This is a genomic window from Desulfoglaeba alkanexedens ALDC, from assembly GCF_005377625.1.
Lineage (GTDB): Bacteria > Desulfobacterota > Syntrophobacteria > Syntrophobacterales > DSM-9756 > Desulfoglaeba > Desulfoglaeba alkanexedens.
The window spans coordinates 871,996-897,307 of record NZ_CP040098.1; the positions used below are offsets into that span (position 1 = coordinate 871,996).

24 protein-coding genes are annotated in these 25,312 nt (G+C 61.5%); 4 read left to right on the plus strand and 20 right to left on the minus strand.

Features of this window, described 5'->3' with window-relative positions:
* Positions 1-9: 9 nt before the first annotated feature.
* The 15 genes from FDQ92_RS04200 to FDQ92_RS04270 form a co-directional block, all read right to left on the minus strand.
* Complete coding sequence (locus FDQ92_RS04200) at positions 10-1,485, minus strand: complex I subunit 4 family protein (RefSeq protein WP_137423416.1); 1,476 nt, start codon at positions 1,483-1,485, stop codon at positions 10-12.
* 138 nt (positions 1,486-1,623) lie between these two features.
* Entirely contained in the window at positions 1,624-3,543 is a 1,920-nt protein-coding gene (locus FDQ92_RS04205) for an NADH-quinone oxidoreductase subunit 5 family protein (RefSeq protein WP_137423417.1), read from the minus strand.
* 244 nt (positions 3,544-3,787) lie between these two features.
* Positions 3,788-4,096, minus strand: a complete 309-nt coding sequence (gene nuoK / locus FDQ92_RS04210) for an NADH-quinone oxidoreductase subunit NuoK (protein WP_137423418.1) — start codon at positions 4,094-4,096, stop codon at positions 3,788-3,790.
* Complete coding sequence (locus FDQ92_RS04215; RefSeq protein WP_137423419.1) at positions 4,093-4,620, minus strand: NADH-quinone oxidoreductase subunit J family protein; 528 nt, start codon at positions 4,618-4,620, stop codon at positions 4,093-4,095. Before FDQ92_RS04215 ends, nuoK begins: the two co-directional genes overlap by 4 nt.
* Positions 4,620-5,057: a NuoI/complex I 23 kDa subunit family protein gene (locus FDQ92_RS04220; protein WP_137423420.1), complete on the minus strand. Its 438-nt coding sequence runs from the start codon at positions 5,055-5,057 to the stop codon at positions 4,620-4,622. The genes FDQ92_RS04215 and FDQ92_RS04220 overlap by 1 nt, the downstream gene beginning before the upstream one ends.
* A gap of 49 nt (positions 5,058-5,106) precedes the next feature.
* Positions 5,107-6,099, minus strand: coding sequence for an NADH-quinone oxidoreductase subunit NuoH (nuoH, locus tag FDQ92_RS04225; RefSeq protein WP_137423421.1), 993 nt, complete (start codon positions 6,097-6,099; stop codon positions 5,107-5,109).
* A 57-nt stretch (positions 6,100-6,156) separates the two neighbouring features.
* Entirely contained in the window at positions 6,157-7,275 is a 1,119-nt protein-coding gene (locus FDQ92_RS04230) for an NADH-quinone oxidoreductase subunit D (protein WP_137423422.1), read from the minus strand.
* Positions 7,268-7,723 (minus strand): NADH-quinone oxidoreductase subunit C, encoded by a 456-nt coding sequence (locus FDQ92_RS04235; protein WP_170180181.1) that lies wholly within the window; start codon positions 7,721-7,723, stop codon positions 7,268-7,270. The genes FDQ92_RS04230 and FDQ92_RS04235 overlap by 8 nt, the downstream gene beginning before the upstream one ends.
* A 21-nt stretch (positions 7,724-7,744) precedes the next feature.
* Positions 7,745-8,260, minus strand: a complete 516-nt coding sequence (locus FDQ92_RS04240) for an NADH-quinone oxidoreductase subunit B (protein WP_137423424.1) — start codon at positions 8,258-8,260, stop codon at positions 7,745-7,747.
* Positions 8,242-8,622: an NADH-quinone oxidoreductase subunit A gene (locus FDQ92_RS04245; RefSeq protein ID WP_137423425.1), complete on the minus strand. Its 381-nt coding sequence runs from the start codon at positions 8,620-8,622 to the stop codon at positions 8,242-8,244. The genes FDQ92_RS04240 and FDQ92_RS04245 overlap by 19 nt, the downstream gene beginning before the upstream one ends.
* An 11-nt stretch (positions 8,623-8,633) precedes the next feature.
* Positions 8,634-10,487, minus strand: a complete 1,854-nt coding sequence (locus FDQ92_RS04250; RefSeq protein WP_137423426.1) for an NADH-quinone oxidoreductase subunit NuoF — start codon at positions 10,485-10,487, stop codon at positions 8,634-8,636.
* Positions 10,488-10,497: 10 nt separating this feature from the next.
* The gene (locus FDQ92_RS04255; RefSeq protein WP_137423427.1) at positions 10,498-10,971 is read right to left on the minus strand and encodes an NADH-quinone oxidoreductase subunit NuoE family protein; all 474 of its coding nucleotides are present in this window, start codon (positions 10,969-10,971) and stop codon (positions 10,498-10,500) included.
* A gap of 204 nt (positions 10,972-11,175) precedes the next feature.
* The gene (locus FDQ92_RS04260; protein ID WP_137423428.1) at positions 11,176-12,303 is read right to left on the minus strand and encodes an ATP-binding response regulator; all 1,128 of its coding nucleotides are present in this window, start codon (positions 12,301-12,303) and stop codon (positions 11,176-11,178) included.
* Positions 12,304-12,420: 117 nt separating this feature from the next.
* Positions 12,421-12,846 (minus strand): response regulator transcription factor, encoded by a 426-nt coding sequence (locus tag FDQ92_RS04265; protein ID WP_137423429.1) that lies wholly within the window; start codon positions 12,844-12,846, stop codon positions 12,421-12,423.
* 194 nt (positions 12,847-13,040) lie between these two features.
* Positions 13,041-13,634: a GNAT family N-acetyltransferase gene (locus tag FDQ92_RS04270; RefSeq protein ID WP_137423430.1), complete on the minus strand. Its 594-nt coding sequence runs from the start codon at positions 13,632-13,634 to the stop codon at positions 13,041-13,043.
* Between the two features lie 182 nt (positions 13,635-13,816).
* On the opposite strand from FDQ92_RS04270, the gene proC reads away from it, so the two are divergent.
* Positions 13,817-14,635 carry a pyrroline-5-carboxylate reductase gene (gene proC / locus FDQ92_RS04275; protein WP_137423431.1) on the plus strand — a complete coding sequence of 273 codons (819 nt, stop codon included), beginning with the start codon at positions 13,817-13,819 and terminating at the stop codon, positions 14,633-14,635.
* 177 nt (positions 14,636-14,812) lie between these two features.
* On the plus strand, positions 14,813-15,754 hold the full coding sequence (gene rnz / locus FDQ92_RS04280) for a ribonuclease Z (protein ID WP_137423432.1): 942 nt from the start codon (positions 14,813-14,815) through the stop codon (positions 15,752-15,754).
* 253 nt (positions 15,755-16,007) lie between these two features.
* Here the strand turns inward: rnz and FDQ92_RS04285 are convergent, their stop codons facing one another.
* A complete protein-coding gene (locus FDQ92_RS04285; protein WP_170180182.1) occupies positions 16,008-17,342 on the minus strand; it encodes a CCA tRNA nucleotidyltransferase in 1,335 nt (444 codons plus the stop codon).
* Positions 17,343-17,476: 134 nt separating this feature from the next.
* On the opposite strand from FDQ92_RS04285, the gene FDQ92_RS15870 reads away from it, so the two are divergent.
* Together FDQ92_RS15870 and FDQ92_RS04290 are read left to right on the plus strand one after the other, a co-directional pair.
* Positions 17,477-17,608, plus strand: coding sequence for a hypothetical protein (locus FDQ92_RS15870; protein ID WP_281276844.1), 132 nt, complete (start codon positions 17,477-17,479; stop codon positions 17,606-17,608).
* A 359-nt stretch (positions 17,609-17,967) separates the two neighbouring features.
* Positions 17,968-19,479: a 2-isopropylmalate synthase gene (locus FDQ92_RS04290; RefSeq protein WP_137423434.1), complete on the plus strand. Its 1,512-nt coding sequence runs from the start codon at positions 17,968-17,970 to the stop codon at positions 19,477-19,479.
* A gap of 43 nt (positions 19,480-19,522) precedes the next feature.
* Here FDQ92_RS04290 and FDQ92_RS04295 read toward each other — a convergent pair whose 3' ends face one another.
* The 4 genes from FDQ92_RS04295 to rlmD all read right to left on the minus strand — a co-directional run bounded on the left by FDQ92_RS04295 (position 19,523) and on the right by rlmD (position 25,103).
* Complete coding sequence (locus tag FDQ92_RS04295; protein WP_137423435.1) at positions 19,523-20,665, minus strand: AI-2E family transporter; 1,143 nt, start codon at positions 20,663-20,665, stop codon at positions 19,523-19,525.
* 24 nt (positions 20,666-20,689) lie between these two features.
* Positions 20,690-21,265 carry a tetratricopeptide repeat protein gene (locus FDQ92_RS04300; RefSeq protein ID WP_137423436.1) on the minus strand — a complete coding sequence of 192 codons (576 nt, stop codon included), beginning with the start codon at positions 21,263-21,265 and terminating at the stop codon, positions 20,690-20,692.
* Positions 21,266-21,298: 33 nt separating this feature from the next.
* The gene (locus FDQ92_RS04305) at positions 21,299-23,590 is read right to left on the minus strand and encodes a PBP1A family penicillin-binding protein (RefSeq protein WP_137423437.1); all 2,292 of its coding nucleotides are present in this window, start codon (positions 23,588-23,590) and stop codon (positions 21,299-21,301) included.
* Positions 23,591-23,678: 88 nt separating this feature from the next.
* Positions 23,679-25,103, minus strand: a complete 1,425-nt coding sequence (gene rlmD / locus FDQ92_RS04310) for a 23S rRNA (uracil(1939)-C(5))-methyltransferase RlmD (RefSeq protein WP_137423438.1) — start codon at positions 25,101-25,103, stop codon at positions 23,679-23,681.
* Positions 25,104-25,312: the final 209 nt, after the last annotated feature.

Below are 25,312 nucleotides of genomic sequence, written 5' to 3' on the forward strand. Positions count from 1 at the left end.
CTCTCATCGCTACAGGCTGTTCACAAAGGGAACCACCGCACTTTGGATGACGTCCAGGATCAGCCGGGGAAACAGGCCGAAGAACACCAGAATCCCCACCAGAATGATGCGCGGTGAAGCGAGAAAGAGCGGAACATCCGGAATGTGCTCCCAGCGTTCGTTCTTTTCCCCGTAAAAGGTCTTCTGAACCACTCGCAGCATGAACAGGGCGCTCACCACCAGCCCCATGACCGCAAATACGCCGCGGACCGGGTACGTCTTCACCGCCGAGATGAACACCAGCAGTTCCGCCCAGAAGCTCGCCAAGCACGGCACCCCGATCCCGCAGAAGGCCGCGATGATGAAAAACGCCGACGCCACCGGCATGGTCTTAGACAGCCCCCCCAATTCGGGAATCATCTTGGTGTGCGTCCGGTCGTAGATGTAACCCACAGCGGAGAAGAGGAGGGCCGTCATGATGCCGTGCGAAAACATCTGGAAGACAGCGCCGTTGATCCCGTCCACCGTCATGGTGGCCAGCCCCAACCCGACGATCCCCATGTGCGAGACGCTGGAATAGCCGATGACATACTTGAGGTCCGTCTGTGCCAGTCCCACGAACGCGCCGTAGACGATCCCGATGGTCGCCAGCAGCGCCATGAGGTCCGCCCAGTAGACCAGGCCTTCCGGGCACAGCGTCATGCCCACCCGCAGGATCCCGTAGGCCCCCAGCTTCATCAGCACGCCCGCGTGAATCATGCTCACCGCCGTCGGCGCCGCCACGTGACCCACCGGCGACCAGGTGTGGAACGGCCAGACACCCGCGAGGATCCCGAAGCCCAGGTAGAGGAGCACGAAAGCGATCCGCTGGGCTTCCACCGTGAATCCGATCCGCTGCAACTCGAAGAGATCGAAGGTCCCGGCTCCACCCAGCACCCACAGGTACAGGATCCCGGGAAGAATGAGCGCGCTGCCGGCCAGAAGGTACAGCGTGAGCTTCATGGCCCCGTATTCCTTCCGAGTGCCGCCCCATATGGCGATCAGCGGGTACATGGGAAAGAGCGATACGTCGTACCAGACAAAGATGAAAAACAGGTCCATACTCATGAAAACGCCGTAGACGCCCGCAACCAGGAGGAAAGTGAGGGCAAAGTACTCCTTGACCCTCTTTTCGAGCTCCCACATGGTGAGAACGCCTGTAAAAAGCACCACGGAGGTGAGTACCAGCATGGGAAGGTTGATGCCGTCCACGGCGTTGAAGTAATAGATCCCCAGGCTCTTCACCCACAGCACGCGCTCCACGAACTGCAAGCCTCCCTTTTCCGTATCGTAGGCGAAGTAGAGCGCGATGCACAGCATCAGTCCCACCGCCGAAAATCCGAGGCTCACCTGCTTGATCAGCCTGGTCCGGTGTTCCGGGATAAACAGGATCACCAGAAGGGCCAGCAGGGTGGAAAGAAGGATCGTGCTCAGGATCGGAAATTGTGCTGGTTCCATGGGAGTCATAAGCAAGCCCGCTCATTCTTCTTTCATGAGGTTTGCGTCATGGGAGGCCCTGATCCGGATACCCCGGCATCCCGGCACCCGTTCCGTACGGCATCGGCGGCCGGCCTGAAGCCGTTCCGGCCGCAACATTCCGGCCGGTCACAGGACGAAGAAGAGAACCATCAGCCCGACGCCGGCGACCATGATCACAAGGTTGTACTGCAGCCATCCCGACTGGAGGAAACTCAGGGAGCGCCCGCTTCCGACGGTGAACCGACAGATCCCGTCGATGCCGCCGTCGATCACACGGCGATCGTTCCGGGTGAAGGCGTTCGTCAGGCCGCAGTAGACCAGGGCATCCAGGAGCAGCCGGTAGAGGTCGTCCAGGTACCATCGCCGGGCGAAGAAGGCTTCCACGCGGGGATAACGCCGGAGAAAGCCTTCCTGCTTCGCCCGCTTCCAGCCGAACTCCACGTATGCCCAGAAGATTCCCGCAAGCCCCATGGAAACCGCCGTCGCCAGCACCACATAATGGCCGATACCATGCACCCCGGCATGAGATGCCTCGACGCCGTGGGCCGCCGCCGTCCATTCGGTCAGGAAACGTTCCAGCCAATGCTGGCTGAACCCCAGCACCAGGGTGACGCCGGCGAGGATCATCACCGGCCAGGCCATGGCCCAGTAGGTGTATCCGTGGTGTTCGCCGTGGCCGTCGCCGTGGTGGGCGTCGTCGGGGGCGGCGTCCTTTTTCGGAAACAGGATGAAGAAGATCAACCGGAAGCTGTAGTAGGCGGTGAGTAACGCGCCGAAGAGTCCCGCCGCCAGCCAGAGCTTGTTAGAAGAACCCGCCAGGGCGGCCATGACGGCTTCCTTGCTGAAAAAGCCCGAAAACGGAAAAACCCCGGCCAGGGCAAGCGCCCCGATGGTCATGCAGATCATAGGTACCTTCATCCTTCGCCCGCCCTGACGCCCGATCATCCGCATGTCGTTGGTGTGATATTCATGGATGAAGATCCCCGAACAAAGAAAGAGCAGCGCCTTAAACCCCGCATGGGTCGTGAGGTGGAACACGCCGGCGAAATAGCCCCCCGCGGCAAGGCCCATCACCATGAACCCCAGCTGACTCACCGTGGAATAAGCCCAAACCTGCTTGATGTCATAGGTCGCCATGGCCATGGTCGAACTCAGAAGCATAGTGATCGTCCCGATGACCAGGGCTACGGCCATGGCGTCGGGTGAGGCCGCAAAGAACGGAAAGATGCGGCCCATGAGGTACACGCCAGCCGCCACCATGGTGGCCGAATGCAGCAGGGCGCTCACCGGCGTCGGGCCTTCCATGGCGTCGGGCAACCAGGTGAGCAGCGGAAACTGGGCGCTCTTGCCCATAACGCCGCAGAAGATCAAAAGCGCCCCCAGGGTCACGATCTGCTGCGGAATCCGGTTGGCCTGCGCCGCCTCGTTCATGTCCAGGATCCCCAGGTTTCCGAATCCCAGAAGCACCGTGATGATCCCCAGGAAAAAGCCGATATCGCCCAGGCGCGTCATGACGAAGGCCTTCTTTCCGGCCTGGGACGCACTCCACTTTTCATAGTAGAAGCCGATGAGCAGATAGGACGCAAGCCCCACCAGTTCCCAAAAGACGTAGAGCTGCAGCATCCCCGGTGCGATCACCATGGTCATCATGGCCCATGCGAAGAGCGACTGGAACGCATAGTAGCGGCTGAAGCCGGGATCGCCGGCCATGTAGCCCAATGAGTACACCTGCACCAGAAAGCTGATGGCCGCCACGATGACGAGCATCAGAAGACTCAAACGGTCCAGCAGAAAACCGAACGGAATATGAATGTCGCTGGAAACCATCCAGGCCACCTCGTATTCCACGGGACCGGGAGCATGCCGCAGGGTCACCAGCAGATACAAAGACGCGATAAGCGCCGTCGCCACGGCTCCGATGGAAATGGCCGCGGAGAGCTTCGGGTTCCTTCGCGTACCGATCAAGATGACCGCCATGGCGATGAACGGCAGCGAGGCACACGAAGAAGCCGCCAGGAGCACGGGATCCTTGAGAAGCCAGGTCATGGAGTCGATCCTTCAGCGATTCTATGGGTTAAAAGATGGCTCTTTCGCTTCCGCCCCCGAACGGTTGACACAACGCTCAACCTGAGCCCTTTTGTGGTAGGAGCCGGCTTGCCGGCGATTAAGGTCAACGCGGCATTGCCTGTTTTGCGAATCGCGGGCAAGCCCGCTCCTACAGATGCGCATCGCGGCCAAGGCCGCTCCAGCCGTGGATATGGATCGCTGTCTCTTCTTCTCGGACGGCCCGCTAGCCGCCCAGCCGCCGGGCCCGCTCGATGTTGATGGAACGCAGCCGCCGAAACAGCGTCAGGATGATGCTCAGGCCGATGGCCGCTTCCGCCGCCGCCAGCCCCATAATGAACAGGGTGACGATCTGCCCGACGGCGGGCTCCGGGGCCAGAAACCGATTGAACGCCATGAAATTGATGCTGGCGCCGTTTAGCATCAGCTCCAGTGAAATGAGCATGGCGATGAGGTTTCGCCGCATGAGCACGCCGAAGAGCCCAAGGCTGAAGAGAACGGCGGCGATGACGAGATAGACGGTCAGCGCATTCACGAAGTCAACCTCCGGCTGAAACCGGCTGTCAGGATGGCGCCGATGATGGCCACCAGCAGCACCAGCGAGATCAATTCAAAGACCAGGCTGTATCGGGTGAGAAGCATGTGGCCGATGGTGGTGATGCTCCAGTCCGTGCTTCTTTCCGGTGCAGCCTGCCACGCGGTCTTCCAGAGAACGGCCACGATCGAAACCAAGAAGATCCCCACTGAAAAGCCGCCCAGGACCATCTTCGGCATCTTTCGTTTGGGCATTTCCAGGTGCAGGGGGCGGGACAGCATGATGGCGAACACGATGGCCACGCAGATGGCGCCCACATAGATCAGCAGCTGCATGAGCCCCAAGAAAAGGCTTCCCAGGTACACGTAGAGGCCCGCCACTCCCGCCAGGCAAAGGACCAGCCCCAGGATGTTGTAGATGATGTTTCGTGGAAACACCGCGATTCCCGCGCCCGCGAAGACGATCCCAACCAGGATCCAGAACGCCGTGTGAGCGAAACCCAGGGTGAAGAAATCAGCCGTCATCACCGCCCGTCCTCCAATCTTTCCATCAGGTCGATCACCCCGTCCCACCGCGAGTCGCCTTCCAGTTCGTATTCGCGGGAAAACTTGAGCGTCTGGGTCGGGCACGATTCCACGCAAAGCCCGCACAGGCTGCACCGGGTGAAGTCGATGACGTAATGGGTCGCCACCTTGCCGCCGCGGGCGTGTTCCTTGATCCCTTGGACCTTGATGACACCTGTGGGGCACGTGCGCTGGCAGGTCCCGCAGGCGATACAGCGATGGGTGCCCGTGTCCGGGAAACGGACGAACTCGATGTGTCCGCGGTAGGCCGGTGACATCTCGAGCCTTTTGCGCGGATACTGAACGGTCACAACGGGCTTCACCAGCCGCCGCACCGTCACCCGCATCCCCTCCACCAGGCTCCAGCCACCTTCAACGATTTCTTTCCAGTACCCCATGTCCACCTTCCGCTTTGGGTTGGAAACGCACCACCCGGAAACGAAGCTTTCACAACAGCTTGAGCACGGCGGCCGTGACCACCAGGTTGACGAGACTCAACGGAATCATCACTTTCCACGAAAAATTCATCAGCTGGTCGAAACGCACCCGGGGAAAGGTCCAGCGAAACCACATGAGCACGAAGAGCAGCACATAGGTCTTCAGAAGAAACCACACCACCCCGGGGATCCTCAGACCGAAACCGAAGGGACCGTGCCAGCCGCCGAAAAACAGCGTGGCGGCCACGGCGCACACAATGAACATGTTCGTGTATTCGGCCAGGAAAAACAGCCCGAAACGCATGCCGCTGTATTCCGTGTGAAACCCGGCCACCAGTTCCGATTCGGCCTCCGGAATGTCGAAGGGCGCCCGGTTGGTTTCCGCCGTGGCGCAGATGAAGAAGATGAGCCCCGCCACGGGCTGCAGGAAGATGAACCAGACCCGGTGCTGCGCCATCACGATTTCGGAGAGGTTGAAGGAACGCACCATGAACACCACGGCCATGGCCGCCAGCAGCAGGGGAATCTCGTAGGCTACGTTCTGGGCTACCGACCGGATCGCTCCCAACAAAGCATACTTGTTGTTGGAAGCCCACCCGCCGGTCAGAATGGCCAGCACGGTGAAAGTTGAAAAAGCAAATATAAGGAGCAGCCCCACGTTCATTTCCCGGATCACCAGTTGGGGACCGAAGGGAAGCACCAGGAAGGCCAACAACACCGGCATGAACACGAGCACCGGCGCCAGCGGAAAGAGAATCCGGTCCGCCCGGCTGGGCGTGATCAGTTCCTTCCCCAAAAGCTTGATGCCGTCCACGATGGTCTGGAGCAACCCGTGGGGGCCCACTTCCATGGGCCCCAGCCTCAACTGGATGTGACCGGCCACCTTCCGCTCCAGCCACACCAGGAGAAGCGCGTTGAGCGGCGCAAAGATGAGCACGACCACCAGGCCGATTATGATCCGGAGCCAATCCGATCCTGCGCTCGTGGCGACTGTTTCCGTCATGCGTGATCCACTCCTCGGGATTCCATGGGTTGCGGTCCGGCGCCCCCGTTCACCGCCTCACCGATCGATTTCGGGCACCACGATGTCGATGCTTCCCAGAATCGAGATGGCGTCTGCGACCAGTGTTTCCTTCAAGACCTCGGTGAGGCAGTGCAGGTTTCCGTAGCTGGGCACCCGGACATGGCAGCGGTACGGGTAGGCACTGCCGTCGCTCACCAGGTAGTAGGCGGTCAGTCCCCTGGCGCTTTCGAAGGCGAAATAGACTTCGCCGCGCCGGGGCTTGATCTTCAGTCGCAAACCCTCCAGCCGATGCGGCCCTTCGGGCAGCTGGTCCAGGGCCTGCTCGATGATCCGGCAGCTCTGCTCCATTTCCTCCAGCCGGACGCAGTACCGGTCCAGGGCATCGCCTCGTGTCCCCGTCGGGACTTGGAAATCGAACCGGTCGTAGACTTCGTACGGTTCCACTTTCCGCATGTCGAAGGGCACCCCGCAGGCCCTCAGGTTGGGCCCCGTCACGCCGAACTGCCTGGCCGTTTCCCGGTCGATCACCCCAACGCCGCGGGTCCGGTGGATGAAGATCACGTTCTTGGTAACCAGGTTGTGGTAATCCGTCCAGCGGCTTCGGAGCCGCTGGATGAAGTCCCGCGTCGCTTGGACGAAAACCTCGTCGATGTCCCGTGCAACCCCTCCGAAACGGCAGTAGCTGTAGGTCAGGCGCGACCCGCTCACTCGGTCCAGGATGTCGAGGATCCGCTCCCGATCGTCGAAGCAATAGAGAAACGGCGTGAAGCCCCCCAGGTCCATCACGAAGGTTCCGAACCACAGGAGGTGGCTGGAGATGCGGTTCAATTCCGAGCAGATCACCCGAATGTACCGGGCTCGCTCGGGCGGCACGATACCGGCCAGCTTTTCCACCGCCAGGCAAAATCCGTGATTGTAGATCATGCCCGACAGGTAATCCATGCGGCTGCAGTTGGGCATGAACTGCAGGTAGGTCCGGCTTTCGGCCATCTTTTCGTGGCCTCGGTGCGCGTAGCCGATGATGGGGTCGGCCTCCACGATAAACTCACCGTCCATGGTGAGGAGCACCCGGAGCACCCCGTGGGTGCTGGGATGCTGCGGGCCCAGGTTGAGGCTGTACGTCTGTTGGACCGGCGGCGCTGACTGTTCAGCCATAGATCTCTTCCCGTCTCCGGTGGGCGTGAACCCGGCCGAAATCCTTTCGATGGGGGTGGAAATCCGCATCTTCCGGCAGAAGAAGCGGCCTCAGGTCCGGATGGCCCGTGAACACAATGCCGAAAAATTCCCACACCTCCCGCTCCAGCCACAGGGCCGAACGGTAAACATCGCTCACCGTCGGCACACCCTCACCCCGGGGCACCGGCACCCGAAGCGCGATCCTCGCCGACGGTTCGTAGCGGTTCATGTGATAAACCAGCTCCAGCGTATCCTTGAAGTCGAGTCCGGTGAGCGATTCCAGGTACCAGCCTTCCGTTTCGAAGGTTCGCATCACCTCGTGCAGCACGTCCCTTGGAACCTCGGCGGAAAGCACCACCCCCTTTTCAAAATCCGGTTCCAGCCGGAGGCGTTCCTCGCCCACCCACCGCTTCAGTACCTCGGACATTCGTTCCCTCGCGGCCATGCCTCAGACCCTGCCTTCCTTTCGAGTGAACCTTCGGATGATATTGCGTTTTTCTCCCTTGGTGATCTTGTCTTCCAGCGCCAGAAAGCCCTGAATCAGCCCCTCGGGACGCGGCGGGCAGCCCGGAACGTAAATGTCCACGGGCACGATGAGGTCGACGCCAGGCACGATGGCGTACTGGCCCTCGTACTGGAAAGGTCCGCCGGAGATGGCGCAGTTACCCATGGCGATGCACCACTTGGGGTCCGGCATCTGATCCCAGAGCCTTCGGATGGTCGGAGCCATCTTGCGGGCGACGGTTCCGGCCACGATCATCACGTCCGACTGCCGGGGCGACGGCCGGAACACACCGGCCCCGAACCGGTCCAGGTCGAACCTCGCCGCACCGGCCGCCATCATTTCAATAGCGCAGCAGGCTATGCCGAAGGTCATGGGCCAAAGCGAATTGGCCCGGGCCAGATTCAGCAAATCCTCCAGCAAGGCGAACTGAACAACCGGTTCTACTCTTTGCTCCGCCACTCAAAGACTCCTTTTCGCCACGCATAGACAATGGCCAAAGAGAGGATTCCCACAAAAAGCACCACTTCGAGAAAATCCCGGATCCCGTATTCCCCGTAGACCAGCGCCACCGGAAAAAGGTAGAGAACGTCCACGTCGAAGGCGAGAAAGATCAGCGCGTAAATGTAGTACGCCGCCGTGAACTGGATCCAGGCGCTTCCGATGGTTTCCATACCGCTTTCATAAGTGGCGTCCCGGAACAGCCCTTTCCCCCGGCGGACGATGAGCCGCGAAATGATGAGAGTGATGACCGCAAACGCAACCCCCACCAGGAGATAAGAAGCAACCGAAAGAAAATCGATAAGAAGCGCCGTTGGAAGCATAAAGTTTCCCTCTACTCAATATATATGGCCCCAAACTTACAATTTTCCATGCAAATCCCGCACCGAACACACAGCTCCTCGTCGATGCAGTGGCATTCTTTCTTGGCGCCGATCACCGCGCCTTCGGGGCACTTGATCCGGCACAGCCCGCAGCCGGTGCACTTGTCGGGATCGATGACGTAGGTGATGAGCGCCTTGCAGATCTTGGCGGGGCAGCGCTTATCGTAGATGTGCGCCTCGTATTCGTCACGGAAGTACTGAATCGTGCTGAGAACGGGGTTGGGAGCGCTCTTTCCCAGTCCGCACAGGGCGGTCTCTTGGATGGCGTGGCACAGCTCTTCAAGACGCTCCAGGTCCCCCGGCCGGGCCCTTCCTTCGCACATGTCGGTCACCAATTCGTGCATGCGCTTGACACCCACCCGGCAGGGAATGCACTTACCGCACGATTCTTCCACCAGGAAGTTCAGGAAGTACCGAGCCACGTCCACCATGCAGGTCGCCTCGTCCATGACGATCATGCCTCCTGAACCCATCATGGACCCGGCTTCCTTGAGTTTCTCGAAGTCGACCGGCAGATCGATGAGCCGTTCGGGAATGCAGCCGCCGGAAGGCCCTCCGGTCTGCACCGCCTTGAAACGCTTCCCTTCGGGAATGCCTCCCCCGATATCGTAGATGATGGTCCGAAGCGGAGTCCCCATGGCCACTTCCACCAGGCCGGTGTTGTTGATCTTTCCGACCAGCGAGAAGATCTTCGTGCCCTTGCTCCGTTCCGTCCCCATGGAGGCATACCAATCGCCGCCGTTGTTGATGATGAGCGGCACGTTGGCCCAGGTTTCCACGTTGTTCAGGTTGCTGGGGCGGCCCCAGAGGCCCTTTTCCACGGTGTGGATATGCTTGCCGCGCGGCTCACCCACCTTGCCTTCAAGCGATGCCATGAGCGCCGTCGACTCCCCGCAGATGAAGGCGCCGCCACCCCGATTCACGTGCATATCGAGGCCGAAGGGGGTCCCCATGATGTTTTCGCCCAGCAACCCGTAGTCCTTGGCCTGCTTGATGGCCCATTCGGCGTTCTTCACGGCCATGGGGTATTCGAAACGCACGTAGATATAGCCTTCCACGGCCCCGATGGCGTAGGCGCCGATGATCATCCCCTCCAGTACCTGGTGCGGGTTTCCTTCGAGAAGCGACCGGTCCATGTAAGCCCCGGGATCGCCTTCGTCGGCGTTGCACATCACGTACTTGATGTCCCCGTGGGCCCTCCGGCACGACTCCCACTTCACACCGGTGGGGAATCCTCCTCCGCCCCGCCCCCGGAGCCCCGAACGCTTCACCTCGTCGATCACCTCTTCCGGCTTCATACCGGAAAGGACCTTGGCCAGCGCGGAATAGCCGCCGCGGGCGATATAATCTTCGATGTCGGTGACGTAGTTGGACCCGGTGTCCTTGAAAACCAGCCGCTTCTGTTTGGCGAAAAAGGGGATCTCGAATTCGTGAACGATCCGCTCGCCCGTGGTCGGATCCACGTAAAGCAGTTCCTCGATGATCTCGTCGCCCACCACCGACCGCTCCACTATGGCCCTCACCTGCTCGGGCTTCACCCGCTGGTAAAACACCTCTTCCGGTTCGATCACCACGATGGGCCCGCACGCGCAAAACCCGTTGCAACCCGTGGGAATGACCATGTACTCCCGAGTGAGGCCGCGGGACTCCAGTTCCTGCTGAAACGCATCCACAAGGCGCCGACTTCCCTGGGAATGGCACCCCGTCCCCGTGCAAACCCGGATGCGTTTTCGGAGTTCTTTGCGCTTCTCGATGATCCGCTGTCTCAGTCCGTCCAGGTCCTGAATGCTTTTAAGCCGCTCCATGACCGCCCCGTTACGCCGCCTTCTGCGCTTTGATCGCTTTGATGATCTCCGCCATCTTGTTCGGCGTCATCTCGCTGTAGGTTTCTCCGCCCACCACCACCACCGGCGCCGAAGCACACGCGCCCACGCAGTTGACCGTTTCCAGGGTCAAAGCCATATCCTCGGTGGTTTCTCCGGGATTCAGCCCCAGGTCCTGCTTCACCCGGTCCAGGATTTTCGGTGCCCCCCTCACGTGACACGCCGTTCCGGTACACACGTGAACAATGGTCCGCCCGCGAGGCTTCAGGCTGAACACCTTGAAGAAGGTCGCCACGCTGTACACCTGGCTGATGGGCATCCTCAGGCGCTTTGAAATGCGTTCGATGCTTTCCCGAGGCAGGTAATTGAAATGGTGGTTCACGTCGAGCATGATCTGGAGGAGGGATTCTGGCTTCGCCCCCCATTGATCGATGATCTCATCCACGGCCTGAAGATTGCGTTCCATGTGGTGCCTCCAGCAGGTTCGTACCGGTCCTCAGCAGTGTAGCGGGAGGAGTGAAAGGCGATCGAGCGTCGTTCGTGCTTCTATGCAAAATGACCGTCACAGGTCAAGTGGAAACTTGTGCATTGTCACCTGAACCCGGGCCGGGCCGCCCGGGTCCGCCCTTGTCCCGCCTCACCCCCCGCGTTGCTCGCGCCGCAGCGTCGATCACCTTGTACCATTTGTCACATTATCCCCGCCCGCCGCAGAAACGATCACCTCGAAGGTCGACCCCCGCCCCAGTTCGCTACGGACCCGAAGGCAACCCCCGTGAGCCCGGACGATCTTCTGAGCTATGGCGAGCCCCAGGCCCGTCCCTTCGAGCGAGCGGACCCGGGAGTCCTTTCCACGGTAGAACTGGTCGAAGATGAAGGGAAGTTCCGTTTCGGCGATGCCGAAGCCGGTGTCCGTCACCTGGATGGAAACGCCCCCGGGGCATGCTTCGGCCCGCACCACCACCACGCCCTTTTCCCGGTTGTATTTCACCGCGTTGGAAATGAGGTTGCTCAACACCTCCCGGAAAGATCCGGGGTCCGCCAGGATCTTCGGCAGATCTTCCGGCAATTGCACCTGGATGGCCACGTCCTTTTCCCGCGCGGCCCACTCCAGCCCCTTCAACGCTTCATCCACGCAGGCCGCCAGATCCACCGGGCGGAGGCGCCGAACGATGTCCCCTTCCTGGATGCGGCTCATGTCGAGCCAATCGTTGATGAGTTCCAGGAGTCCCTGGAGCCTTTCGCGGGCGCGCTCCAGCATCTCCCGCTGGACCTCCGTAAGCTCCCCCCCGATGCCCTCCAGCAGTACATCGAAGTATTGAAGGATCGCCGACAGCGGCGACCGGAGCTGGTGAGTCACCATGGTCACGAAGTTCCGTTCGATCGCCGCCTTTTCTTCACGCAGCGCCCGGGATTCCAGGTCGAGGCGCCGCTTTTCGAGGCCGCGCCGGACGACGATCAGCAGTTCATCCGGCGTGAAGGGCTTGGGAAGGTAGTCGTAGGCGCCTTGTTTCATGGCGGCCACGGCGCTTTCCACGGTTGCGTACCCGGTTATGATGACGATCACGATGGAAGGATCCAACTCGTGAATGCGCCGCGCCACCTCCACGCCGTCCATTTCCGGCATCTTGAGGTCCACCAGCACCAGGTCGTGGGGGTCGCGCGCCAGTATCTCCAGCCCCTCACGACCGCTCGGGGCAAGCGTAACCTCGATCCCTTCACGGCTCAGCACTCGGCGGCAGGCCACCCGGGCGATTTCTTCGTCATCGATGACCAGCACTTTCGGGGGATTCACCATCATCGCCCTCGGTTCACGGCCACCCGCCGGCGACGTGAATACACCACAAGGCCGCCCCCGGACGCGACGCGTCTTGAAGCCGCGGCCATGGGCCCGCCGCTGCCGCCCGGCCGGGACTGCTCAAACCTTCGAACGGTAACGCCGCAGCAGGTCGGCCACCCGTTCCAGAAGTTCCTTCGGTTTGAACGGCTTGTCCAGGTAGTCGTCGGGGTCCGGGAGCCCCCCCATGTCCTCCGGATCTTCGAAACTGAACCGGGACCCGGTATCGGCCCGGACACTCGAAACCATCAGGATGGGGATGTTTTTGAACGACGCAAAGGCGGGATCCGACCTCAAAGAGGCGAGCAGGCTGAAACCTTCGAACATGCTTTCCATCATGATGTCGAGGATGATCAGGTCGGGCTGAACCTCTTGAACCTTCTTCAGTCCCTCCTTCCCATCCCCGGCGGCGACCACTTCGTATCCGTCCGCAAGCAACATCATTTTGGTGGATTTCACGAAATCCGGATCGTCATCCACGATGAGAATCCTGCCCTTTGCTGTCATGGGTGTTCCTCCGGAGTCTCGAAGAAGGGGTTGGGCGTGGAGCGGGAATGCGGCCTTTATTGTGAAATCGTTTATTCGGATAGCGGAATTGGGCTTGTCTGTCAACAGCGAATCCGGTACCTTCCTTCACCGAAAATCGCCCTAACGACCAAGCGGCCGGCCCCCTGCAGCCGCCATCGGCGCCCCGGGCGTTTTCAGAACACATAAAAGAAGTCTTCTTCAAGGGCAAACCGCAATCGTTTCATCATCAGGACCACATCCCGGGTCTTGCCCGCGGCGGTCATGAAGTAGTCTTCCAGGGTGCACTTGACCTCGAAGCCCAGCTGCCGGAAAGCCTTCACCGCCAGTTGATTTTCCGCCAGAATCTCGGCTCTGAGGAAAAAGAGGCCCTGGCGAGTGCCGATTTCGACCAGTTCTTTGATGAGCGTGGATCCAAGGCCCAACTTCCGGTGGGAGGTGCCGACGACGATTCGGATTTCGGCCACGTGGCGGTACACACCCTTCATCCGGTGGAGGGTACAGACGGCGACGATCCCCTTCATGGCGGCGTCCCAGGCCACCAGCGGTGTGACGTACCGGTAGTCGAGGCTCTCGATCCAGCGCGAGATGGTCCGGGGGTTGCGCACGTCGTCCCGGAGCGTTTCCACTTCCCGGTCTGGAATACCCTCGAAGAATTTCCGCAGCGCCTCTTCGTCCACGGTTTCCAGGAGCCTCAGGACAACGACTTCTCCGTTGTTGAGCAGGCTTTCTTTCGGAGAGGGCAGTTCGTGGGCCGCGATCGCGTTCATCTGACGAACCTCGATCCAAAAGTGACTTGAGGAAACTATTCAAGAGAGGGACGACGGTCGGCGGCGGCAACGCCTTCGGGGCGTCGCCCGCCGCATTAACAATCTTAGCGAAAGGATTCGGAAGGCACAAGCCTTTCGGGCATCCGACAACGGCTCACGAAACGGACGGAAAGGAGGACAACGTGTTCGAGCAGGTTCACATCGGCTTCATAGGCGGCGGCAACATGGGCGAAGCGCTCATTAGGGGGCTTCTGAAGGCGAGACTCGTTCCCCCGGAGCGTGTTCATGTCTGCGATGTGAGCAAGTCGCGCACCGCGCACCTGGCGGCCGCTTACGGGGTTTCCATCCTTGAAGACGAAGCCCGGATCGCGAGTTCCTGCGGGATCGTCGTCATCGCCGTGAAACCCCAAAACGTTTTCCAGGTTCTGGAACGCATCCGGGACCACCTGGCCCATCGCCCGTTGATCGTCTCCATCGCGGCCGGCGTGTCCCTTTCGTCCTTGGTCGAAGCCCTTCCCGCCGAAACCCCGGCGGTCCGGGCGATGCCTAACACCCCGGCACTCGTCCTTCAGGGCGCTTCCGCCCTCGCCCGCGGCCCCTGTGTGGCGGACCGGCAGATGGCCCAGGCCCTGGCGTTGTTCAAGGCGGTAGGGATCGCGCTCGAGGTCGAGGAACAATGGATGGACGCGGTGACGGGCCTGAGCGGCAGCGGCCCGGCCTACATCCTTTTGGTCCTCGAAAGCCTCGTGGACGGCGGAGTGCTCATGGGCCTTCCCCGCGCCATCGCCCGGGACCTGGTGGTGCAGACCGCCCTGGGAACGGCGGCCATGCTCCGGGAAACCGGAAAACATCCTGCGGAACTGAAAGACCTGGTCACATCCCCGGGCGGCACCACCATCCACGGCCTGCAGGTGCTGGAAGACTCCGGCATCCGCGGCGGCATCATGACGGCGGTCCAGGCGGCCGCCTTGAGATCCCGGCAGCTGGGGAAGAACCCGTGAGGCGGCGGCCGTCGGCCGCCATGGCACTGGTGTCGATGTGCGCGGCCGGTTCAATGAATCTACCGGTTTCCCGCAGCATCCAGCAGGCATAGGAAAGGGCGGTAAGATCATCGAATCCGGACGGAAAGAAACTCAAGGCGATCGAAACGCGCCGGAGGAGCGGAAAGAGGCGTCCCGATGGAATGCGTTCTGCTTGGAAGCGGCGGCATGATGCCCATGCCCCACCGGCTGCTCACGTCCGTCGCGGTGAAGACGGGAGGCAGGCTTTATCTTTTCGATGCGGGCGAAGGAACTCAGATCGGCCTGAAGGCGGCCCGGATGGGCCTGGGCAGGCTCGCGGTCCTCGCCGTCACCCATCTCCACGCGGACCACTGCCTGGGACTTCCCGGCCTCCTCATGCTTCGCTCCCAGATCCCGAACCCCTGCCCGCTCGCGGTCCTCGGGCCTCCCGGCATTCGGGAATTCGTCCTATCGACCCAGCGACTTCTCGGGTTTCACCTCGCCCCTCCGGTCCGGTTCGTGGAATGGGCCGAGAATCGAAGCCCTGTGGCCTGGGAAGACGAAGCGGTCCGCATCAGTTGGCTGCCCCTGGAGCACACCCGGTTCTGCCTGGGATACCGGCTGGAAGAACCTGACCGCCCGGGGCGCTTCCATGCGGAAAAGGCGGAAGCCCTGGGGATCCCCTCCGGCCCGCTCCGGGGACGGCTCCAGCGAGGCGAAACCGTCATGCTGCCGGACGGCACGGAAATCACTCCGGCCGATATCCTCGGCCCGCGGCGGCGGGGACGGCGCATCGCTTACGCGGTCGACACCCGGCCCGTGGAAGCCGTGGTCGAACTGTGCCGGGGCGTCGATATCGCCTTTCTCGACGGGATGTTCCATTCCGCCGAGGCCGAACACGCCCGGGAAAAAGGCCACATGACCGTAGCGGAGGCCGCCCGCGCCGCCCGGAAGGCCGGAGCGCACCGGTGCGTCCTGGTGCACCTGAGTCCCCGGTACCAGGACGAGGATCTCGATCGGCTCGAACAGGAAGCCCGGAAGGAACACCCGGGGGCCGCGATGGGCCGGGACCTCCAGCGCTTCGACGTGCCCCTTCCCGGTGATGAAACTGCTCCGTAGCCGCTTCGCCGGCAAGCCGGCTCCTACAGGACACGAGCCGTTGTGGGAACGGCGCCCTCGCCGCGATGAAGGCTGTTTCCCCTCCCCTTGTGGGAGGGGATTAAGGGGAGGGGAATGTAACTAATTGACATACACTAATTTTCCCACCCTCACCCCAACCCTCTCCCATCAAGGGAGAGGGGGGATTTTTTGACCTTGTTCCCAAGCTCCAGCTTGGGAACGAGAGGAAACACGTTATTCTGTGGACCTGTACTCAGTTCGATGGCAAGGATCCGTACCTGGACTGTATCCAATCCAGGAGTCTCTGCCTGTCGTTTTTTTCAGGATCGTCGAGCACCAGCTCCTGGACCCGTTTTAAGATTTCACCCACCATGGGTCCCGGCCCGATGTCCAGCCGGTCCATTACGTCGGCCCCGTCGATGGCCAGTTCCCCCCGCTCCAGGGGCGGACTTTTTTCCAGTTCATCCCGAACCCGAACCTTCAGCCGATCCAGGGCGGCCAGGGACGCTTCCGGATCCACGTGATCCAACCGGTCCGCACGCGCAAGGTCGAAAAGGTCGGGAAGGCGTTCCTTGCCCACGCGGCGGATGAAACGCCGCACTGCGGCGCCGCTCCACCGGTCGCTTCCCAGGAGCATGTGGTTCCGGACCAAAACGACCACGTCCTGGACCAGTCTCCCGGGAAGCCGCCACCGGGTGAGGACGGCCGCGGCCACTTCGGCACCGGCCGCGGCGTGTCCGTGGAACCGGAATTCTCCGCCGACGCTTTTCCGGACGCGAGGCTTGCCGATGTCGTGAAGCAGCGCGGCGAGGCGTACCGGGAGCCGCGCCGGAGCGTTTCGTACGACCTGGATTGTGTGCCGATACACATCGTGGCGGTGATACCGGTTCTGACGCACACCGAAGCCTTCCAAGATTTCCGGAAGGATCCATGGGAGCAGCCGGCCGTTTCGAAGCAGGGAAAAGGCGGGCTCGATGTAGCTTCCGAGAAGCAAACGGCACATTTCGTCGCGGACCCGTTCCACGGCCACCTTCCGGAGTCCTTCCGCTTCGGATCTGAGCGCCCGGTAAGTGGCTGCATCCACTCGAAAACCCAGGCAGCTCACGAACCGGGCCGCTCTGAGGACTCGCAGCGGATCTTCCCGGAACCGAGCTTGCGGATCTCCCACGGCCCGAAGGCAGCCGGTCTCCAAGTCCTTTTTCCCCTCGCCGGGATCCAGGAGCCCTCCGTCGGGATATGCCCACGCCATGGCATTGATGGTGAAATCCCGGCGGCCTAGGTCCCGCAGCAATCCCTCCACACCTGGCCCGCGAAGACTGGTGATCTCCACCTCTCGTTTCGGGGTGATCGCCCGGACGGTCCCGTGCTTCAGCGCCACGGGAACCACGGTGAAGTGAGGACGGAGAATCCGAAGGACCTCCTCCGGCGCCGCTTCCGTCGCCAGGTCCCAGTCCCTGGGGGCGGCTCCCAGCAGGTGATCGCGCAGCACGCCGCCGACCACCCATGACCTGCTGCCGGCCACCAGCAGCAGGTCCAGCACACGGCCCACGTCAGCAGGGATCTCGAGTCCGCCCATCCTTGAACCCACAGGTATCTCCATGGTGCAACATCCCGACGGCTTCCTGTTTTTTCCTTGATCTTTCCATGACCGCTTTTATAATACGCTTCAAGACTCAGTTCGCTCAAGTTGCGGGACTTGTCCAACACTCAGCGGAGGCCGTAATGGACGCCGTCCGGACCATGGAAGAAGCCAACAGGATCATCGAGGATTTCCCGCCGCACAAGTACGCGATCTACATCTTCCTGTTTCTGCTTGAAATCGTGACCGTGTTCTGTATCGGCCTGACCATCTGAGAGACCACCGCCTGGACCTTCGTGGTTGAACGCCCAAGGAAGTCGATGATGACGGGAACCCTGACCAACCTGGCTCTGCTCCTTCTTTTGCTGTGCCTTCGGGCCCAGGTTTGGGAACCCGGCGTCTTCCTCTTGCGGTCGCCATAAGCCATCGCGACGCAAAGCAAAAGACAAGGCCATGGGTTCCCGCCCATGGCCTTTTCTTTTGACTGGACTCCGAAACGAAATCTTCGGCATGGAAGGAGGTGAAGGACATGGGACTTGCTGGCCCAGCGGATTCATCTGACCCGCCCGAACCGCCTCTGGCGAAACGGGACCATCGTATCGAGGATTCCAACACGAAACGAAAGGAAGGTATCATGAGCCGAAAAATTCACATTTTCGACACCACGCTGCGGGACGGCGAACAGGTTCCCGGAGCGAAACTCAACCGGCGCCAGAAGCTGGAAATCGCCGAACAGCTGGCCAAGCTGGGCGTGGACGTGATCGAGGCGGGGTTCCCTTGCTCCTCCCCGGAAGATCTGCAGGCGGTGCGTTCCGTCGCCGAACAGGTCAAGGGGCCTGTCATCGCCGGGCTGGCCCGCGCGGTGCCTCAGGACATCGACATCGCCTGGGAAGCGGTGCAGAAGGCCGAAAGGCCTCGCATTCACGTGTTTCTCGGATCTTCCGACATTCACCTGCAGAAGAAGCTCCGCCAGGACCGCGAAAGCGCCTTGCAACGGGCCGTAGACGCGGTACGGTACGCCAAGAAATACTGCGAGGACGTGGAATATTCCACCGAAGATGCGTCCCGGAGCGACTTCGAGTACCTGTGCCGTGTGGTGGACGCCTGCATCCAGGCGGGGGCGACGGTGATCAACATCCCCGACACGGTGGGCTACGCCATTCCCGACCAGTTTGGAGAACTCATCCTCAAACTGAAGGAAACAGTGCCGGCCCTGGACCGGGTCCGATTGAGCGTCCATTGCCACAACGACCTGGGCCTGGCGGTGGCCAACACGCTCGCGGCCGTTCGAAACGGCGCCGAACAGGTGGAATGCACCATCAACGGCGTGGGGGAACGGGCCGGGAACGCGTCGCTGGAAGAAATCGTCATGGCGATCCGGACCCGCGAGGCCTTCTTCGACGCTCACACGGACATCCGGACCACGGAGATCTACCGCACCAGCCGCATGGTGAGCCGACTCATGAACATCCCTGTGCAGCCCAACAAGGCCATCGTCGGAGCCAATGCCTTCGCGCATTCCTCCGGGATCCACCAGGACGGCATCCTCAAGGATCGGAGCACCTACGAAATCATCCGGCCTGAAGATGTGGGCATCAAGGCGCACACGCTGGTTCTGACCGCCCGGTCCGGCCGCGCGGCCCTGAGACACCGGCTCAAGGAACTCGGCTATGACCTGACCCCGGAACAGTTCGAACGGGTCCACCAGCGGTTCCTGAACGTCGCCGACCGCAAAAAGGAAATCAGCAGCCAGGATCTCAACAGCATCGTCGAAATCGAACTGAGCAAGGTACCTGAAACCTACACCTTCGAGAGCCTCCAGATCATGAGCGGAAGCACCATGACACCCTTGGCGTCGGTCACCTTGATGAAGGAGGGCACCGCCTTCACGGACGCCGCCACGGGAAACGGCCCCGTGAATGCGGTTTTCAATTGCATCGAACGTATCATAGGGCAGCAGGGCACCCTCAGGGACTATGACCTGAAAGCGGTCACCATGGGTAAGGACGCTCTGGGGGAAGCCATGGTCCGCGTGGAGATCGGCGGAGCCATCTATTCGGGCATCGGCACCAGTCCCGACGTGATCGAAGCCAGTGCCCGGGCCTACGTAAACGCCTTCAACCGCTTTTTCGCCAACTCCCACTGACACCGCCGGGCGCCGGGGCGGTTCGGGACTTCCGAACCGCCCTTTATTTTTCGGATTCCGCGGGAGCCGACACGGACGGAACCGGCGGGTGTTCCGATTCGAGCAGATCGCGGTATTCGATCTGGTAGATGTAGAGCATCACCATGGCGAAGGCGAGAATCAAGGGACCGTAGAGGATGCCCACCAGCCCGAAGTATTGGACGCCGCCGATGATGGCGAGGAAGATGTAAAAGGGGGACATATCCGACTGCCCCCGCATGAAAAAGGGCCTCAGGAAGTTATCGATGCTTCCCACGAAAACCACGCACCAGGCGGCAAGAAACAGGGCGGATTTCCACTTTCCCAGAAACAACAGGTAGCCCACAGCGGGCATCCACACCAGCGCCGTCCCTACCAAGGGGATGAGCGATGCGAAGGCCATGGTCGATCCCCAGAAGAGTCCGGGGATACCGACGATGGACAGCCCCACCCCGCCCACGATGCCCTGGCACAGAGCCGTGGCGAAACTCCCCAGAAAGACCGAACGGGTGACCATTTTGACCTTCAGCAGGATGCGGTCTTCCTGTTCTTCCCGGAGCGGCGAGAGGTATTTCACGGCATGGACCATCTCCCGGCCGTCCCGGACGACGTAGAAGGTCACAAACAGCATGATGAAAAAATGGGTGACGAGAGTCGCCATGTCTCCGAGGAGGCCCGCGACACGGCTGATCAGGAACTGGCCGAAGTTCTTGCTGAACTGAAGCAGCGGTTCCTTGAAGCTCACCGTCGAAAGGTCAAGGAAATCCAGCTGATGGTTCGCCCAAGCCGTCATCTTGAGGAAGAATGGGTGTTCGGCCATCTTTTCCAGGTTGCCGGCCCGGATCCATTCGGTGACCTGGTTGATGGATTCCACGCCCTGATCCACCAGCTGGGTCACGAAAAAGAAAAAGGGCAGCGCGATCAGAAAGACGACGGCCAGAATCACCGTGAAGGCGGCCGCGTTTCTTCGCCCCCGGTAGGCGCGCACCAACCGGTCCTGTAGCGGCTGGGAGAGCGACGCCAGGACCACGGCCAGAATAAGCGTGTGAAGAAACGGCCTCAGGATGATGTAGGCAAGGTACAGGGCGAAAAAGAGCATCACCAGAAGAAACGGGCGATGCCCCTTTTCCGCCGCTGCTCCCGCCCCCGATTTCGATTTGGACTCCATGCCGTCCACTCCTCTGAACGAACATCACAGCCGTGCGGCCCGATCGCGATACCACCGGGCCTTTTCGGGGTCGTTCAGCGCCTGGTGGAGATCGGCTTGAAAGAGGTACACGTCCTTCAGTTTTGACGTTCTGTTCTGAAAGAGGATTTCGGCCTTCCTGGCGAATTCCAGGGACCGGGCAAGCTGCCCTTTCCGGCGCCATGCCTTGGCCAGCCCGAAAAAGGCGTCGCCGTTGTAAGCGTCCACCTGGACGGCCTGCTCGTAAAAGGCGATGGCCTCATCCGCGTTTCCTTGAGCCAAGTGAGCGTCACCCTGTTCCACGAAGCCCGTGGAGGCCAGGCGCTGAGGGGTCGCCGGTTCCTGACTCGCACCGGCTGCGGCGCCTTCGGCCCCGCTCACGTCGCGTTCCTGGATGGGAGCATCGGGCGCCAGGATCGGCTGCTGCGATTGGGACGGAGTCGACGCCTGCCGGGGCTTCTCAGGCGGGTAACGCCATTCCACGGGGACGTGAACGGCCGCTCGCGGCGCGCACCCCCCGACCAGCAGCGCCCAAGCAACGACCAAAAGCCAACGGGAATGCGATCGGGTGTTGTCTTGCATCACGTGTCTCCCTCATAGGTTAGGACGTCCATTCTACCTCGGCGCATGGTAACTGCAGGCACTCCTTGGTGTGTTTTCAGGCAGAAAATATTCGATGATCCTTTCCGGACAGTACTGCGTGGCCAGCTCCCCTGAAACCGGGCACACGAGACGTTCCACAACCCCCGGGGGGATCTGGAATTCCCTCGGATTCATCCAGGGTTCCACACTTTTCATGAACCGTATCCAGATGGGAAGCGCGCCGCTGGAACCCGACAGCCCCGTGGAACGATTGTCGTCGAATCCCACCCAGACCAACACCAGCAGGTCGCTGGTGTAGCCCACGAACCACGCGTCCCGATAGTCGCTGGTGGTACCGGTCTTACCGGCGCAGGGAAAATCGATTCCCATGGAAAGGGCGCGCCGCGCGGTTCCCTCTTGCACCACCGCCTGGAGCAGGTGAGTGATCAGGAACGCCTTGGCTGGAGACGTCACGGATTCCAGGTCCATGTACCGGCGTTGCTCCACCGTCCCTTCGGCGGTCACCACGCGCCGAAGACTCAAGAGGAAGGGACGCTGCCCGTCGTTGGCGAGTGTGGCATAGGCGGTGGCCAGTTCCAACGGCGTGACTTCGAAAGACCCCAGGGCCAGCGAGGGAAACGGGCGCATTTCGGACTGAATCCCAAGGGCGCGCGCCGTAGCGATGATCCGTTCCAGTCCCACCTGCATGGCCAGGTTGACCGTTGCGGCGTTCAACGAATGGGCGAGGGCATCTCGGAACAGTACCCGCCCCCGATAACGGCCGTCGTAGTTTCGGGGAGACCAGAGGTCTCCGTTGGTCCGGTAGGTGATCGGTTCGTCCAAGAGCCAGCTCACGGCTGTGAACTGGTCAAGCGCTGCGAGATAGACAAAAGGCTTGAAGGCCGATCCCGGCTGCCGCCGGGCGAACAGCGCTCGGTTGTAATTGCTCACGGCGTAGTCCCGCCCTCCGACCAACGCCAGGACCTCCCCCGTCCTGGGCTGAACCGCCAGCAGGACCGCCTGAAGGGCCTTCTCCGGATCGGAAGCCTTGAGTTTCGGCCGCGCCTTTTCCAACTCCCGAAGTCCTTCCGCCACGGCCCGCTCCGCGGCGAAGGCCAGTTCCGGGTGAAGGCTCGTGTGGACCAGGAGCCCTTCGGAAGCGAGGACTTCCGGCTCGTAGAGTTCCTCGAGCTGATACCGGACGTAATCGGTGAAATAGGGCGCCGCCTTGACCGGCAGATGAGACGGGGCCACCGTGATCGGCTCCGAAAGCGCGGCCTCGAGCTCCTCTGGTGAGATTTTCCCGATCTCCCGCATGCGGTGCAACACCATCGCGCGGCGTTCCTTGCAGGCGTCCGGGTTACGGTACGGGGAATATCGGTTCGGGGCACGGATCATGCCGGCCAGCACCGCGGATTCAGCCAGGGTGAGGTCTTCCACGTTCCGTCCGAAGTAGTACCGGGCCGCTTCCCCCACCCCGTGAACGGCCACGCTGCCGCGCTGCCCGAGGTAGATTTCGTTCAGGTACATCTCGAGGATTTCTTCCTTGCTGTAGCGGACTTCAATCACCAGGGCGAGCGCGGCTTCCATGACTTTGCGGCGCAGCGTCCGTTCGGAGGAAAGAAAATAGTTCTTCACCAATTGCTGCGTAATGGTGGAACCGCCCTGAACCACGCGGCCGGCCCTGAGGTCCGTCCACAGGGCCCTCAGGATGGCCCACCAATCCACGCCGGGATGTTCAAAGAACCGGTGATCCTCGATGGCGGTCACCGCGTCCAGCAGGTGCTGGGGCACCTGGCGGATGTTCACCAGATGCCGGCTTTCCCGCTCCGGCCCGAACAACCGGTCCAGCACCACCGGCTCGATTTCCAGGTAGGGAAGCGGCTCCTGCGGCGACGCGATGGCCTTCAGCCGTCCGTTTTGAAACTGGAGCGTCACCAGTCGGGAGGGGAGCCTTTTCCCCGGAAGCTGAGAATCCCGGAAGTAGACCTTCAGCCGATCCCGGCCCGCATGAAACTCCCCGGGCTTCAAGTCACCGGTCTTCGAAGGCCGATAAAGCCGCCTTTCGAGCATCTGCGTGACGTCGGTAAGAGAAAGCGAGCGGCCGGGGTAGAGGATCACCGTATCGGAAAGGATCGTGGCGGGGACACTCCATCTCTTGGCCCCGAACCGCTTGTCCACCTGGACGGCCAGGTAGACGAAGATGCCGCCGCCCAGAAACACGATTACCGTCCCGAAAACCAGCAAGGCTTTGAGCCACCGGGCCCGCCTTCCACCCGTCTTTGGGGGCTTTCCGCTCCTGTTTTTCTTTTTCTTGGCCGTCATCGAATCCCGCTCCAGAGCTCCGCCACCGGGCCCGGCTTTCGGCCGCACCCGCCGCCCCGTCTTTTCCTTTCCGGCGTCCCCACAAGCATCAACCCTTTCGTTCCAGCCGCACCACGCATTCCACGTGCGGGGTGTGCGGAAACAGATCGAAGGGTCGAACCTCCATGATTCGATACCTTTCCTGGAGGAGCGAAAGATCCCGGGCCAGGGTTGAAGGATTGCAGGAGACCGCGACAATACGCCGAGGCGCCAGTTGCAGCAGCGCGGCCGTCACTTTGGGATGCATGCCGGCCCTCGGAGGATCCGTCACCACCACGTCCGGACGGCCCAGCCCCGCCGGAGCATCGGACGCCTGACCGATGACGTCCTTCAGGTCCCCGACGCGGAACCGGCAGTTTTCGATGCCGTTCAACGCGCAGTTCCTGTAAGCGTCCTCCACGGCTTCCGCCACCGCCTCGAAACCGGCGACGGCCCGCGCCCGACGAGCCAGAAAGAGCGCGATACTTCCCGTTCCACAGTAAAGATCCCAGACCGTTTCCACCCCCGTCAGCCCGGCGAACTCGCGGACCGTGCGGTAGAGCGCTTCCGCTCCCAGTGGATTGGTCTGGAAGAAGGAATGGGCGGAAATGCGGAAGGTGAGGTCTTCGAGCCTTTCTTCGATGAAGCCCGGACCGAAGCAGGTTCGGGATACCGGCCCCACGGCCACCTGGGCGCGCGAGGTGTTCACCGAGTGCACGACCGTGGACAGCGCGGGAAAACGTGCCCGGAGCGTTTCCGCCAGGGCGTCCACGGCGGAGGCGCCCCCAGGAAGGTCGCCGGTGATGAGGTGAGCCAGCATCTGCCCCGTGCGCTTGCCGTCGCGAAGCACCAAAAACCTCCAGAACCCCCGGTGGTTTCGGATGCTGTAGGCCGGCAGCCCGCTTTCGCGGCACCACTCACGGACAAACCGCAAAATCTCCATGGATTCCGGAACCGGGAGATGGCAGCGGTTCACGTTGAAGACGCGATCGAAAAAACCGCGGACGTGCAACCCCAGGGCGAAGCAACGGTCGTAGACCACCTCCTGGGCGGCGATTTCTTCGGGCGAAAGCCAACGCTGGTCGGAAAACGTGTACTCCATTTTGTTGCGGTAGCCGGTCACTTGAGGGGAAGGCACCGCATCGGAAACCACCTCTTCAGCCACACCTTCGAGATGCTGGAGGCATTCCAGCACGTGGCGCCGCTTCCAGTAGAGCTGTCTTTCATACGCCAGGTCCTGCCAGCGGCAGCCGCCGCAGACGCCGAAATGCTCGCAGAACGGTTCCCGGTAGTCCGGCGTCTGCCGGAGAACTTCCAACAGCTGAGCTTCCGCGTGGTTTCGTTTTTTCCTCGAGATGCGCACCCTGGCCCTTTGACCGGGAAGGGCCCCGTCCACGAAGACGACGAAACCGTCCACCCGGCTGAGGGCCTGGCCCCCGTAGGCGAGTTTTTCGATTTCAACGTCCAGTTCCCGGCCTTTCTTGAACGTCGTCATGGTCTCCTTGTTTGCTCACCAGACATCCATACGATCGAGCGTACCTCATCACCAACATGCTGCATCCCTCTGAAGCGGGGGCTTCACATCCGCCGCTTCAAGGCTCCGGCGGCCGGCCCGCTGAAGTCGCCAACAGGCTAAGGTGTGCGGACGCTCGGCGGCCGTAAAGCAAAAGTCGGTTGCATCCCAAGCCGCTTATGCTAATAAAT